This window comes from Pseudomonas sp. GW822-FHT04C11, assembly GCF_058800905.1.
This window is the reverse complement of sequence record NZ_JBXAMS010000001.1, coordinates 505235-518335: the sequence shown is the minus strand read 5'-3', so window position 1 is coordinate 518335 and position 13101 is coordinate 505235. Positions and strand designations below refer to the sequence as shown.

Below are 13101 nucleotides of genomic sequence, written 5' to 3'. Positions count from 1 at the left end.
GGCTCTTCATTAGCGATTGGCGCTAGGTGCGGCTAGGGCACGGGCGGCGGCGACATCCGCATTGATCGCCGTCTTAAGCGCCTCCAGAGAGGCGAAACGCTGCTCTTCGCGCAGCTTGTGGTGGAAAACCACCGTCAAACGCCGGTCATACAGATCGCCGGCAAAATCTAGAATATGGACTTCAAGGTGGGCTTTGCCATCACCTTCAACCGTTGGCCGAACGCCAATATTGGCGACGCCTGGCCAGGTCTTGCCGTCGACTTCGACGCTCACCAGGTAAACCCCGGTCAGCGGTACACGACGACGCTTGAGTTGCACGTTGGCGGTTGGCGTACCCAATTGGCGCGCCAGCTTCTGCCCGTGCAGGACCCGCCCGGCAATCCCGTACGGATGACCGAGCAAGCGCTCGGCCAAGGTAAAATCAGCGGCGGCCAAGGCATTACGCACTTGCGTGCTGCTGACACGCAACCCGTCCAGTTCAACGGTCTGCGCCGCTTCGACGGTGAACCCCTGGACGGCCCCGGCCTGTAGCAGGAAATCGAAATCCCCTACCCGGTCACAGCCGAAACGGAAGTCGTCACCGACCTCCAGATGCTGCACACCCAGGCCATCGACCAGAATGGTGTCAACGAACTCGGCAGCGCTGAGCTTGCTCAAACGATGATTGAAAGCCAGGCACAGAACCCGGTCAACACCCTCGGCGGCCAGCAACTGCAGCTTGTCGCGCAAGCGCGCCAGACGGGCTGGAGCCGTGTCCGGGGCGAAAAACTCACGCGGCTGCGGCTCGAAAATCACCACGCAGCTGGGTACACCCAACTCGAGCGCACGCTCACGCAGTCGGGCCAGGATAGCCTGGTGACCACGGTGAACACCGTCAAAGTTGCCAATAGTGGCGACACAGCCCCGATGCTGGGGGCGCAAATTGTGGAGGCCTCGAACCAGCTGCATAACGCGCTTCTTGCTCATAAAGTGGTCGATTATAACCACACCCGGCGGCCGACAACAGGCAACACCGTAACCCAAAGTGATCGAACCGACAAAACTGGCGCCCGACCCGCGATTATTGATGCCGCGTCTTCAGTTCAACGCCTTGCGATTGAAGTCCCGCAGACGGAAGCCCATCAACGCCAACATACCGAAATAGGTCACCACACCAGCACCGACCAAAGCCCCCAGACGCAGGAAGCGCCCCGGCATGTGCCCTTCGCCCCAGGCCGGCATGAAATGCATCGCCCCCAGCAGAACCACGGACATCACCGTCACCGCAACCACCAGTTTGAGCCCGAACAGGCCCCAGCCTGGCTGTGGCTGATACATCTTCTGTTTGCGCAACTGATAGAACAATAAACCGGCGTTGATACATGCACCCAAGCTAATGGCCAAGGCCAGCCCTGCGTGTTTCAACGGGCCGATCAAGGCCAGGTTGAACAGCTGAGTGACGACCAGCGTGAAAATCGCGATTTTTACCGGTGTGCGAATGTTTTGTTGCGCATAGAACCCCGGCGCCAGCACTTTAATCACGATAATCCCGAGCAAACCGACCGAGTAGGCAATCAGGGCGCGCTGGGTCATCGAGGCATCAAATGCGCTGAATTGACCGTACTGGAACAGCGAAACGGTCAGCGGCTCCGCCAGAATCCCCAGCGCCAGCGAGCACGGCAGCACCAGCACGAAGCACAGGCGCAGACCCCAATCGAGAATACGCGAGTATTCGTGGCGATCCTTGCTGGCGTAGGTTTTGGCCAGCGTCGGCAGCAAAATCGTGCCCAATGCCACACCGAGAACGCCGGATGGCAATTCCATCAGGCGGTCGGCGTAATACATCCAGGACACCGAACCCGCCACCAGAAACGAGGCAAAAATGGTGTTGATGATCAGCGAAATCTGGCTGACCGAGACCCCGAGGATCGCTGGCAGCATCTGTTTCATCACCCGCCAGACACCGGTATCGCGCAGATTAAGGCGCGGCAACACCAACATGCCGATTTTTTTCAGGTGCGGCAGTTGATAGAGCAATTGCGCCAGGCCACCGACCAGCACGGCCCAGCCCAGGGCCATTACCGGCGGATCGAAGTACGGCGTCAGGAACAATGCGAAGACGATCATGCTGACGTTGAGCAGCGTCGGCACGAAGGCCGGCACCGAAAAACGGTTCCAGGTATTGAGGATCGCCCCGGCCAGCGAGGACAGCGAGATCAGCAATATATAAGGAAAGGTCACTCGTAACAGGCTGGAGGTCAGCTGGAATTTTTCCGGCGTATTGGTAAACCCCGGGGCCGTTGCCCAGATGACCCAGGGCGCCGCGACCATCCCCAGAATCGTGACCAGCGCCAGTACCAGCGTGAGCAAGCCCGACACGTAAGCGATGAAAGTTCGTGTCGCCTCCTCGCCCTGCTGACTTTTGTATTCCGCCAGGATCGGCACAAAGGCCTGGGAAAACGCCCCCTCGGCGAAGATTCGCCGCAACAGATTGGGCAGTTTGAAGGCGATAAAGAAGGCGTCTGTGGCCATCCCGGCGCCAAATATGCGTGCGACGAGCGTGTCACGGACGAACCCCAGAACCCGGGAAAGCATCGTGATAGAGCTGACGGCGGCCAACGATTTAAGCAGGTTCATTGAAGAGTTTTTGCCTGTCGATAAACAGCAGGCGAACAAACCGCCCACTTATGCGATACTCCGCGCCGCAACAGCACAGAGCCAAAGCTCGCGAGTTTACAGGTCAAGCGCCGGAAATAAATATCCCGCCTCTTTAGATCGACCACTCAGCGGAACGCATCACCCGCCCTTGACAAGACTTCAACTCATCGGCATGATTCGCGGCCTATTTTGTTTGCTATTTCCTAAAAAGTCTTTCGAGGAGCTCGACGGTGGCCAACACACCTTCCGCCAAAAAACGTGCAAAACAGGCTGAGAAGCGTCGCAGCCACAACGCCAGCCTGCGTTCCATGGTTCGTACCTACATCAAGAATGTAGTTAAAGCCATCGACGCAAAAGACGCTGAAAAAGCGCAAGCCGCTTACGTTCTGGCTGTGCCAGTTATCGACCGTATGGCCGATAAAGGCATCATCCACAAGAACAAAGCTGCTCGCCATAAGAGCCGCCTGAATGGCCACGTCAAGGCTCTGAACGTTGCCGCTGCTGCCTAAGCGACACGCTCATTAAAAAACCGACCCCAGGGTCGGTTTTTTATTGCCTGCGATTTAGCGAATGCAGTGCAAAAAAAGTGGGCGCGAGCCCGCTCGCTCCCACACTGGATTTGCATCAGATTACTGAGCGTGTGCCCACGGCAAAATCGGAATCGCGGTCACGGCATTCTGCGGACTGCCTTCGATCAGGCGATCGCTGTAGACCAGGTACACCAAGGTGTTGCGCTTCTTGTCGAGGAAACGCACCACCTGCATGGTCTTGAACACCAGCGATGTGCGCTCCTTGAACACCTCCTCGCCATCCTTGAGCTCCCCCTTGAAGCTGATCGGGCCGACCTGACGACAAGCAATGGACGCTTCCGACCGATCCTCGGCCAACCCCAGACCACCCTTCACACCACCCGTCTTGGCTCGCGACAGGTAGCAGGTCACGCCATCGACCTTCGGATCATCAAATGCCTCGACGACGATGCGGTCATTCGGCCCGACAAATTTGAACACGGTCGATACTTGACCAATTTCTTCAGCCGAAGCCAGCAGCGGCATCGCCAACAGCAACCCCAACAATCCTTTTGCCATGCGCATTCGCGTTTTCCTTAAACCAGAATCAGGTTATCGCGGTGAACCAACTCCGGCTCCGCCATGTAACCCAGCAAACCGACAATCGCCTCAGACGATTGACCGATGATTTTTTGCGCCTCAAGCGCACTGTAGTTGGCCAAGCCACGGGCAATCTCACGACCGTCCGGCGCCACGCACACCACCATTTCACCGCGACGGAAGCTGCCCTGAACCAGCTTGACGCCAACCGGCAGCAGACTTTTATTACCCCGAGACAACGCCGTGACCGCCCCCTCATCCAGCACCAGCGTGCCGCGAGTCTGCAAGTGCCCGGCCAGCCACTGCTTGCGCGCCGCCAGCAGGCCGCGCTCAGGCGACAGCAAGGTGCCGATGCGCTCACCCGCCTTCAAACGATCCAGCACACGCTCAAGACGCCCACCCACGATGATCGTGTGAGCCCCCGAACGCGCCGCCAGACGCGCCGCGCGCAATTTGGTCTGCATACCGCCACGACCCAACGCACCGCCAGTGCCGCCCGCGACCGCGTCCAGCGCCGGATCATCGGCGCGCGCTTCGTAAATCAGCTTGGCATCAGGGTTGTTGCGCGGATCGGCGTCGAACATGCCGTCACGATCAGTGAGGATCACCAACAGGTCAGCCTCGACCAGGTTGGCCACCAGCGCCGCCAGCGTATCGTTGTCACCGAAACGGATTTCGTCGGTGACCACCGTATCGTTCTCGTTGATCACCGGAATGACCTTGAGATCGACCAGCGCACGCAAGGTGCTGCGGGCGTTGAGGTAACGCTTGCGATCAGACAAGTCATCGTGAGTCAGGAGAATCTGCGCCGTGTGCCGGCCATGCTCGGCAAAGCTCGACTCCCAAGCCTGCACCAACCCCATCTGACCGATGGCGGCAGCCGCCTGCAACTCGTGCATCGCACTGGGTCGTGCGGTCCAGCCAAGGCGACTCATACCTGCCGCCACCGCCCCCGAGGACACCAGCACCAGCTCGACACCCGCCTCATGCAGCGCGACCATCTGCTCAACCCAGACGCTCATTGCTGCGCGATCCAGACCCTTGCCGTCAGCCGTCAGCAAAGCGCTGCCGATCTTCACGACCCAACGCTGCGCACCTGTCACCTTGCTCCGCATCATCTTCAACCTTAGCTTGAGGACAGCGCGACCCAGCGCTGCCCGTAACGTTATTCGTGACTACCGATTTCCAGATACCAAAACGCCGCTCGATAGAGCGGCGCTTAAGTTTACTGCAACGAATCAGTCGCGCACGTAAATGATTTCCGGACCATCTTCATCATCCACATCCTCTTCATCCCAGTCATCGTCACCGATGTCATGGACCGACTTCACGCCGCTGCGGCGCAGGGCACGCTGGTCATCCAGCGCCTGCAACTGGGCACGAGCTTCGTCTTCGATGCGCTGATCGAGATCGGCCAACTCTTCCTTGTAGACCGGGTCGTTAGCCAGACGATCGGCACGATCCTCCAGGTAACGCATGATGTCGCGCGTCAGGCGCTCGGTGCCCTCTTTGGCAATGGCCGAGATCACGTAGACCGGACCGGTCCACTCCAGACGATCAACGATCTCCTTGACCCGCTCTTCGTGCTCTTCTTCAAGGATCTGGTCGCACTTGTTCAGCACCAGCCAGCGATCACGCTCTGCCAGCGAAGGGCTGAACTTGGTCAGCTCGCTGACAATGACTTCAGCCGCGTCCGGAGCACTGGTGTCATCCAGCGGCGCCATGTCGACGAGGTGCAGCAACAGGCGAGTACGCGACAAGTGCTTGAGGAAGCGAATCCCCAGGCCCGCGCCATCGGACGCACCTTCGATCAGACCCGGAATGTCGGCAATGACGAAGCTCTTCCAGCGATCGACGCTGACCACGCCGAGGTTTGGCACCAGCGTGGTGAACGGATAATCGGCAACTTTCGGCTTGGCCGCCGAGACCGAACGGATAAAGGTACTTTTGCCGGCATTCGGCAAGCCCAGCAGACCCACGTCGGCCAACACCTTCATTTCCAGCTTGAGATCACGCTGCTCGCCCGGCTTGCCTGGCGTAGTCTGGCGCGGTGCGCGGTTGGTACTGGATTTGAAACGGGTGTTACCCAGACCGTGCCAGCCGCCATGCGCCACCAACAGACGCTGACCAGCCTTGGTCAGGTCGCCAATGACTTCTTGCGTAGCAGAGTCAATGACCGTGGTGCCGACCGGAACCCGCAGGACCAGCTCCTCACCTTTTTTACCGGTGCAGTCAGTGCTGCCGCCGTTGGCGCCACGCTCGGCATCAAAGTGCCGGGTGTAACGGTAGTCAACCAGGGTGTTGAGGTTTTCGTCGGCGATCATGTAGACCGAGCCGCCGTCACCACCATCACCGCCGTTAGGACCGCCGTTTTCGATGAATTTTTCCCGACGGAAACTCATGCAGCCATTGCCGCCGTCGCCAGCTTTTACTCGAATCGATACTTCATCAACAAACTTCATAACAAAACGCCTCTCGCCATACGGACGAGCCGAAAAACACTAAGACATAAGACTCTTGCAAAAATGAGCGCAGCGACCTCAATCAACGACCGCATAATCCAGCGCCGGCAGCCCATACAAACAGTTTTGCAAGAGACTCACCCCACAAACGAAAAAGCCCCGTCGCAAGACAGGGCTTTTCCAGCGATCGCGCAATTAAGCCGCGACAACGCTCACGTAACGGCGGTTGAACGCGCCTTTTACTTCAAACTTGATCACGCCTTCGATTTTCGCGAAGAGGGTGTGATCTTTACCCATGCCAACACCGTAACCGGCGTGGAATTGGGTGCCGCGCTGACGCACGATGATGTTGCCCGGAATGATTTTCTGGCCGCCATACATCTTCACGCCAAGGCGTTTGGCTTCTGAGTCGCGACCGTTACGGGTACTACCACCAGCTTTTTTGTGTGCCATGAGTTCAATTCTCCTAGTGAGGAATTAGGCTGAAATTAAGCCTGAATACCGGTGATTTTGATCTCGGTGTACCACTGGCGGTGGCCCATACGCTTCATGTGGTGCTTACGACGACGGAACTTGATGATGCGGACTTTATCGTGACGACCTTGGGAGATCACTTCAGCCACAACGGTAGCGCCAGCAACAACTGGAGCGCCGATATTCACGTCATCGCCATTGGCGACCAACAGAACGCGATCAAAAGTTACGGATTCGCCGGTAGCGATTTCCAGTTTCTCGATCTTCAGGTATTCACCTGGGGCGACCTTGTATTGCTTGCCACCAGTAACGATTACTGCGTACGACATGGTATTTCTCCGATAATCCTGCTCACCCAGCTCTTTATAAGAAGAGGTATTGGCTGGCATGGCTGCATGGGATGGAACGACCCAAATGCAATTGCGTAAGGCAGGTGCTGCCCAGGAAGTTCAGGGTGCGCGATTGTACGCAAGCCACGAGCGCGTTGCAAGTGGCCGTCCATCGCGCCTTGACAGGCCCGGACGTGGGTCCTAGCATGCCGCGCAACCCTTCTGGAGCGACTGTCGCTGATGCAACCCCAAGCTTTCTACCGCGCGGTGGCGGACGATTTTAACGCCGTCGACGGCATCATCAAGAAGCAGCTGACTTCCCGAGTGCCGCTGGTATCGAAAATCGGCGATTACATTACCTCGGCTGGCGGTAAACGCCTGCGCCCTTTATTAGTGTTGCTGTGTGGCAAGGCCCTGGGGCGCGAAGGCGACGACATGCGCTTGCTGGCCGCCACCATCGAATTCCTGCACACCGCCACCCTGCTGCACGACGACGTGGTCGACATGTCCGGCATGCGCCGTGGCCGCTCGACCGCCAACGCCATGTGGGGCAACGCCCCGAGCGTGCTGGTGGGTGATTTCCTGTACTCGCGCTCGTTCGAGATGATGGTCGAACTGGGCTCGATGCCGGTGATGAAGATTCTCTCGCAAGCCACGCGGATCATCGCCGAAGGCGAAGTCCTGCAGCTGTCCAAGGTGCGCGACGCCAGCACCACCGAAGAAACCTACATGGAAGTCATCCGCGGCAAAACCGCGATGCTTTTCGAGGCTTCGACCCACAGTGCCGCGGCCCTGGCTGGCGCTACACCAGAACAGAGCGAAGCCTTGCGCACCTTTGGCGACCACCTCGGTGTGGCCTTCCAGCTGGTCGACGACCTGCTGGATTACAAAGGCGACGCAGAAACCCTGGGCAAGAACGTCGGTGACGATCTGGCCGAAGGCAAGCCGACCCTGCCGCTGATCTACACCATGCGCGAAGGCACGCCGGAGCAAGCGGCACTGGTGCGCCGGGCAATTCAGAAAGGTGGTATCGAAGACCTGGAAAGCATCCGCGCTGCCGTGGAAGCCTCGGGCTCGCTGGACTACACCGCACAACTGGCCCGCGATTACGTGGCCCGTGCGATCAAATGCCTCGAAATGTTGCCCGCCAGCGAATACAGGGATGCATTGGTCGAGTTGAGCGAGTTTGCGGTCGCCCGCACGCACTGACCCGCTCTTTGTAGAAGCAGAGCTTGCTCGCGATAGCGATCTCAAGAACGCCATCGCTGGCAAGCCGTGCTCCTACAGACGCCTCTACCCGACAGTGCGACATCGAAGACACCTTGCTGCAAGTGTTGACCCCATCCCCGCCTAAAACCCTATATAATGTGCGCTTTTAGCCATCCTGAATCCAAGGAGCTTTAGTGAGCACGTTGCCACCCTGCCCGAAATGCAATTCCGAATACACCTATGAAGACGGCGCCCAACTGATCTGCCCAGAGTGCGCCCACGAGTGGTCCGCCAACGGCGAAGCCGACGCAGCGTCCGATGAAACCGTGAAAAAGGATTCGGTCGGCAACGTCCTGCAAGATGGCGACACCATCACCGTGATCAAGGACCTCAAGGTCAAGGGCACATCGCTGGTGGTCAAGGTCGGCACCAAGGTCAAGAACATCCGCCTGTGCGATGGCGACCACGACATCGACTGCAAGATCGACGGTATCGGCCCGATGAAGCTCAAATCCGAGTTCGTCAGAAAAGTCTGAACCTGCTGTATTCCATCCTGCGCCCTGCGTGGGATGGAGCCTCACCCTCGCCCGATCCCCCAGCAATCCTGCCCAATAGCAAAACGCCAGCCGTTTTGACCCTCAGCAATTCCCCTACAGAAAACAGCAGAAACCGCCAATAGGTACTTGCTATTAATTGAATAGGAATTATTCTCATCAAACCATTAAAAAGGAGATGAGCATCATGACTTACTTGATCGATGCATGGCTGGATCGTCCACACCCGTACCTCAGGATCCTGCATCGGGAAACCGGGGAAGTGTGTGCGGTATTGGAAGAAGAAGCCTTGAGTGAGCTGCAGGACCAGGGCGACCTCGACCTCAATGGCCTGAGTTCCAGCGAGCCAGTGGTGCTCAAGGAGCTGGTACGCAACCTGTTTCTATTCTGCTACGCCCGGGCATTGCGCCCGATGAATGATTCGAACACCAAGTTCGAAATATGAGTGACGTAACCCCCGTAGGAGCAAAGCTTGCTCGCGATGCAGGCGACCCGGTTCAACGGTAAAACCGCGGTGAGATCGCTAGCAAGCTCTGCTCCTACGCATTCGGGCTTACAGAACGTCGAGCAGCTCGACGTCGAACACCAGAACGCTGTGCGGCGGAATGCTGCCAACGCCTTGTGCGCCGTAAGCCAGTTCGCTCGGCACGTACAGGCGCCATTTGCTACCGGCGTTCATCAGTTGCAGAGCTTCGGTCCAGCCGGCGATTACGCCGCCAACCGGGAATTCTGCAGGCTGACCACGATCGTAGGAGCTGTCGAACACAGTGCCGTCGATCAGCGTGCCGTGGTAGTGAGTACGCACTTGATCTTCACGGGTTGGCTTGGCGCCTTCACCTTGAGTCAGTACTTCGAACTGCAGGCCGGAAGCCAGAGTGGTGATGCCGTCACGCTTGGCGTTTTCAGCCAGGAATGCCAGGCCTTCGCCAGCGGCCGCTTCAGCCTTGGCAGCAGCTTCGGCTTGCATGATTTCGCGGATGACCTTGAAGCTGGCAGACATTGCTTCCTGGCCAACGCGGCTTTCCTTGCCGGCGAATGCGTCGGTCAGACCGGCCAGGATCGCGTCCAGGCTAACGCCCGGTGGCGGGTTGTCGCGCAGTTGGTCGCCCAACTGACGGCCGATGCCGTAGCTGACGCGGGTTTCGTCGGTGGACAGATTTACTTCGGACATGACACTGCTCCGCTGTGCGGACGGCTCGGGACATTGCCGTGCGTGCACAGCGCATCCCGGAGCGCCCGGAACCAAAAGGGCGAGCAGACTAGCACAGATGCCATTGCGGTGATCAGGGCTGTCAGCGCTATTGGGATATGGGCACCTTCAGGCTCTCTTCCCCGCTGGTGCCCAGACCGCACATCTCATCGTGCACCGAGGTGTGAATCAGGTTGAACGTCAGCTTGGGAAAGGCATGAAGGACTTCACGAGCATGCTCTACCGAACGCAAATGCAGTGTTTGCCCATGGGTGTCGTCGATTGGATGAGCGGCGCCATGTATCCGTGCCTCTAACAGATAGATCCCGCCTTCCATCGAGATCAGGTTCAGCTCATCGACCTTCCCGGCGATGGCATAGGCGTTCAACTCTTGCAGGTTCATGAGCGCACCCCGCGCGATGGCGAGCCAAGACATTTACAGGGATATGCCTCGGCGTACAAAAGCACAAGCCACAAACGCCGCCGCCCGTCCGTTTCACAATGGCTGGGGCGAGCGAGCTTGCTCGCGCTGGGGCGCGAAGCGGTCCTGAAACCTGCCAATGCAGTTAATCAGGTAAATCGCGCCCTCAGGTTTTACGACTGCTGCGCAGCCGAGCGCGAGCAAGCTCGCTCGCCACAGGGGACATTCCAAAGCGGATCAGTGCTTGGTCAGCTTGTCCAGGTAGCCCATGGCAAACGCCGAGATCACGAAGGTCATGTGAATGATCACGTACCACTTCAGGTGCTCGGGATCGACGTTCCTGGCGTCCATGAAGATGCGCAACAGGTGAATCGAGGAAATCGCCACGATCGAGGCCGCGACTTTCATCTTCAGGGAAGAAGAGTCCATCGTGCCCAACCAGTTGAGCTTCTCCTTGCCTTCATCAATGTCGAGTTCGGACACGAAGTTTTCGTAGCCGGAAATCATCACCATCACCAGCAAGCCGCCCACCAGCGCCATGTCGATCAGCGACAACAGCACCAGAATCAGATCGGACTCGGCCATCGAGAACACGTTGGGAATAACGTGGAAGACTTCCTGAAAGAATTTCAGCGCGAGGGCCAGCAGGCCCAGGGACAAACCGAAGTAGATCGGCGCCAGCAGCCAGCGCGAGGCGTACATTGCATTTTCGACAAAACGTTCCATTGAATCTCACACAAGGGTTTTAAACGGCGGCGAGTATATCAGCCGCTCAAAACCCCATAAACCGCAGACAAATCCACAACCTGCGAGTCTGCCAAAGCGTTTTTCTGCTAGTGTCCAAAGCATTCGCATTGTTTATTTGCGTTGTAGAGGAAAACCGGAAAATGGATTTGCGATTGCCTTTAACGACTGTCGGCCTTTGCCTTGCGGTACTGATCGGCGGCTGCTCACCCAGCGATGAGAAGCGCCCGCAAAGCCTCGAGGAGAAGACCGCACAGTTCGAGAAGTCGCTGGACGCGATTCAGGATCCCCAGCTCAAGGATGCCGTGGCCAACCTCGGTGGCTCGTTGCTGCTGCTCGAGCGCGCACAGCAAAAGCTTGCCATCAAGCCGATCGCCACCGAATACGGTGAAGATGCCATGGCCCTGCTCAAGCACTATCCCAGCCCACAGGCGCTGGTCGACACCTACATCAATGGCCTGTTCGTATTGCGCAAGGACTCCAGCTCCGAGTATCTGACCGACTTGCAGCCGGTGTTTCCCTTCAGCTTCAACATGCCTTCCGAGTTCCCCTTTCCGCATGGGCTGGAATGGCAGTCGGTCACGCTAAGCAACAAGAAGGTCGTCCCTTTCCAGCCCGAATGGTCGGAAACCGATCCCGGCATTCAGTTGAGCCCTTCAAGCGCCGGCCTGACCAATCCGGATGACCTGACCGTGGCCTACCCTTTTGTCGAGGGCGAGAACATCGACAGCAAAAGCCAGCCGCAACCGACAACCCTGAAAGGTAAAGTCGAGGTCATTGCACCGCGCAAGGTATTCACCTTCGACCTGACGAAAAAGGACGTGGGCCAGACCCGCACTGACGACAACATCAGCGTCACCCTGAAGGCCCTCGAAAAGAACTACGCCGAGGTCGAAGTCAACAACAGCGCAGCACTGGCACCAGACGTCAGCGATACCCCGCTCAATCCGCTGATTGTCCAGGCCAGGGACACGACCGGGCAGCTTCTCTCACGCTCGGGCTCGATCAACGAAGATGCCGCCCAAATCGGGTTCTATCAAAAACAACTGGCCGAGATGCAGAAGCAGACCGCCTGGAGCGATGCGTTCGAAAAACAGCTAGAAGACGAGCAACAGGCGTTCGAGCACAAGCAGACTCATCATTACACCAAGGTGTACTTCAACGGTCCCATCGAAAACCTCGAAGTCAACGTCCTCGACTTCTCGGCCGTCACCGTCACCCGCAAAGACCTGGAACTGCCAGTACGCCGCTTCGACCGCAATACCACGGATAAAACCATCCAGAGCCTGAACCTGCCCGTGGTCGTGTACGACGATCAGGCCGCAACCTGGCTCAAAGGCGCCGCACTGGATGAGGAACAGCTGAAAAAGAACATCCACGTCAATCAGTCCGTCGAGGACGCCAGTGCGGCACGTATCGAATTCGATCACCCGAAAACCTTCAACGACGAACTGCTCGGCTCCTCCTTCAGCCCTGGCGACACCCCCGTGACCTTCTTCACCCAGGACGATAAGGGTAAACGTGGCGAGCCCATCGAATTGCCAGCCGAGGCCTTCGAAATCGACCCGCTACGCGCCACCATCACCTACGACCTGACCTTGTTCCCCGAAACGCCGGCGTATGCTGTCGGCTCGATGCCGTTGTTTCTGGCCAATATTGCAAAAGACAACCTCGACACCCAGAAACTGCCCAAAGGCCTGGAGCTCAAGGGCAACGCCCTGGTGGTTGACCAGAAAGTATTCCCCGCCCAGAACTGGCGCTTCTTCGCCAAGGACGCGAGCGGAAATTACCTGAAGGAGATTCTTGCGGTCAGCCACGACGCCAGCGCAGAAGGCCCGGCGCTGGTTGAGGTGCATTATTTCTACGGCCAGCCGACCAGCCTGGAAACCTACCAGCGCACCAACCTCAATACCGTCGAATACGGATTCGAGGTCAAGCTCGACAAGGCCGAAAACCCCAACCCTGTCGAATAG

General features: G+C 58.0%; 15 protein-coding genes. 5 read left to right on the top strand and 10 right to left on the bottom strand.

Going from position 1 to position 13101, the window contains the following annotated elements:
- Positions 1–9: 9 nt before the first annotated feature.
- Together ribF and murJ are read right to left on the bottom strand one after the other, a co-directional pair.
- Positions 10–948 (bottom strand): bifunctional riboflavin kinase/FAD synthetase, encoded by a 939-nt coding sequence (ribF, locus tag AC1RJ3_RS02315; RefSeq protein ID WP_347928845.1) that lies wholly within the window; start codon positions 946–948, stop codon positions 10–12.
- A gap of 129 nt (positions 949–1077) precedes the next feature.
- A complete protein-coding gene (gene murJ, locus AC1RJ3_RS02310) occupies positions 1078–2616 on the bottom strand; it encodes a murein biosynthesis integral membrane protein MurJ (RefSeq protein WP_347928844.1) in 1539 nt (512 codons plus the stop codon).
- A gap of 251 nt (positions 2617–2867) precedes the next feature.
- Between murJ and rpsT the strand changes: the two genes are divergently transcribed.
- Positions 2868–3146 carry a 30S ribosomal protein S20 gene (gene rpsT, locus AC1RJ3_RS02305; RefSeq protein ID WP_003185593.1) on the top strand — a complete coding sequence of 93 codons (279 nt, stop codon included), beginning with the start codon at positions 2868–2870 and terminating at the stop codon, positions 3144–3146.
- Positions 3147–3266: 120 nt separating this feature from the next.
- Here the strand turns inward: rpsT and AC1RJ3_RS02300 are convergent, their stop codons facing one another.
- The 5 genes from AC1RJ3_RS02300 to rplU all read right to left on the bottom strand — a co-directional run bounded on the left by AC1RJ3_RS02300 (position 3267) and on the right by rplU (position 7011).
- Complete coding sequence (locus AC1RJ3_RS02300) at positions 3267–3731, bottom strand: CreA family protein (protein ID WP_019691618.1); 465 nt, start codon at positions 3729–3731, stop codon at positions 3267–3269.
- A gap of 11 nt (positions 3732–3742) precedes the next feature.
- The gene (proB, locus tag AC1RJ3_RS02295) at positions 3743–4861 is read right to left on the bottom strand and encodes a glutamate 5-kinase (protein ID WP_054595513.1); all 1119 of its coding nucleotides are present in this window, start codon (positions 4859–4861) and stop codon (positions 3743–3745) included.
- A 123-nt stretch (positions 4862–4984) separates the two neighbouring features.
- The gene (cgtA, locus tag AC1RJ3_RS02290) at positions 4985–6208 is read right to left on the bottom strand and encodes an Obg family GTPase CgtA (RefSeq protein WP_019691616.1); all 1224 of its coding nucleotides are present in this window, start codon (positions 6206–6208) and stop codon (positions 4985–4987) included.
- Between the two features lie 195 nt (positions 6209–6403).
- Positions 6404–6661, bottom strand: a complete 258-nt coding sequence (gene rpmA, locus AC1RJ3_RS02285; protein ID WP_003176049.1) for a 50S ribosomal protein L27 — start codon at positions 6659–6661, stop codon at positions 6404–6406.
- A gap of 35 nt (positions 6662–6696) precedes the next feature.
- A complete protein-coding gene (rplU, locus tag AC1RJ3_RS02280; RefSeq protein WP_003176051.1) occupies positions 6697–7011 on the bottom strand; it encodes a 50S ribosomal protein L21 in 315 nt (104 codons plus the stop codon).
- A 240-nt stretch (positions 7012–7251) separates the two neighbouring features.
- Between rplU and AC1RJ3_RS02275 the strand changes: the two genes are divergently transcribed.
- From AC1RJ3_RS02275 to AC1RJ3_RS02265, 3 genes are all read left to right on the top strand, one after another.
- Entirely contained in the window at positions 7252–8220 is a 969-nt protein-coding gene (locus AC1RJ3_RS02275) for a polyprenyl synthetase family protein (RefSeq protein ID WP_054595512.1), read from the top strand.
- 194 nt (positions 8221–8414) lie between these two features.
- Positions 8415–8756, top strand: coding sequence for a zinc ribbon domain-containing protein YjdM (locus AC1RJ3_RS02270; RefSeq protein ID WP_054595511.1), 342 nt, complete (start codon positions 8415–8417; stop codon positions 8754–8756).
- Positions 8757–8961: 205 nt separating this feature from the next.
- Positions 8962–9219, top strand: coding sequence for a PA4570 family protein (locus AC1RJ3_RS02265; protein ID WP_054595510.1), 258 nt, complete (start codon positions 8962–8964; stop codon positions 9217–9219).
- 108 nt (positions 9220–9327) lie between these two features.
- On the opposite strand, the gene bamJ is transcribed toward AC1RJ3_RS02265, so the two are convergent.
- From bamJ to AC1RJ3_RS02250, 3 genes are all read right to left on the bottom strand, one after another.
- Positions 9328–9945 carry a BamJ family beta-barrel-assembly machinery protein gene (gene bamJ / locus AC1RJ3_RS02260; protein ID WP_054595509.1) on the bottom strand — a complete coding sequence of 206 codons (618 nt, stop codon included), beginning with the start codon at positions 9943–9945 and terminating at the stop codon, positions 9328–9330.
- Positions 9946–10072: 127 nt separating this feature from the next.
- Complete coding sequence (locus tag AC1RJ3_RS02255; RefSeq protein WP_103319432.1) at positions 10073–10366, bottom strand: DUF6482 family protein; 294 nt, start codon at positions 10364–10366, stop codon at positions 10073–10075.
- 255 nt (positions 10367–10621) lie between these two features.
- On the bottom strand, positions 10622–11110 hold the full coding sequence (locus AC1RJ3_RS02250) for a TIGR00645 family protein (protein ID WP_019691610.1): 489 nt from the start codon (positions 11108–11110) through the stop codon (positions 10622–10624).
- Between the two features lie 161 nt (positions 11111–11271).
- On the opposite strand from AC1RJ3_RS02250, the gene AC1RJ3_RS02245 reads away from it, so the two are divergent.
- On the top strand, positions 11272–13101 hold the full coding sequence (locus tag AC1RJ3_RS02245; protein ID WP_493077245.1) for a hypothetical protein: 1830 nt from the start codon (positions 11272–11274) through the stop codon (positions 13099–13101).

Coding starts and splice junctions, on each gene's coding strand:
- ribF (WP_347928845.1), bottom strand. CDS start 948: ATGCAGCTGGTTCGAGGCCTCCACAATTTGCGCCCCCAGCATCGGGGC.
- murJ (WP_347928844.1), bottom strand. CDS start 2,616: ATGAACCTGCTTAAATCGTTGGCCGCCGTCAGCTCTATCACGATGCTT.
- AC1RJ3_RS02300 (WP_019691618.1), bottom strand. CDS start 3,731: ATGCGCATGGCAAAAGGATTGTTGGGGTTGCTGTTGGCGATGCCGCTG.
- proB (WP_054595513.1), bottom strand. CDS start 4,861: ATGCGGAGCAAGGTGACAGGTGCGCAGCGTTGGGTCGTGAAGATCGGC.
- cgtA (WP_019691616.1), bottom strand. CDS start 6,208: ATGAAGTTTGTTGATGAAGTATCGATTCGAGTAAAAGCTGGCGACGGC.
- rpmA (WP_003176049.1), bottom strand. CDS start 6,661: ATGGCACACAAAAAAGCTGGTGGTAGTACCCGTAACGGTCGCGACTCA.
- rplU (WP_003176051.1), bottom strand. CDS start 7,011: ATGTCGTACGCAGTAATCGTTACTGGTGGCAAGCAATACAAGGTCGCC.
- AC1RJ3_RS02275 (WP_054595512.1), top strand. CDS start 7,252: ATGCAACCCCAAGCTTTCTACCGCGCGGTGGCGGACGATTTTAACGCC.
- AC1RJ3_RS02265 (WP_054595510.1), top strand. CDS start 8,962: ATGACTTACTTGATCGATGCATGGCTGGATCGTCCACACCCGTACCTC.
- bamJ (WP_054595509.1), bottom strand. CDS start 9,945: ATGTCCGAAGTAAATCTGTCCACCGACGAAACCCGCGTCAGCTACGGC.
- AC1RJ3_RS02255 (WP_103319432.1), bottom strand. CDS start 10,366: ATGAACCTGCAAGAGTTGAACGCCTATGCCATCGCCGGGAAGGTCGAT.
- AC1RJ3_RS02250 (WP_019691610.1), bottom strand. CDS start 11,110: ATGGAACGTTTTGTCGAAAATGCAATGTACGCCTCGCGCTGGCTGCTG.
- AC1RJ3_RS02245 (WP_493077245.1), top strand. CDS start 11,272: ATGGATTTGCGATTGCCTTTAACGACTGTCGGCCTTTGCCTTGCGGTA.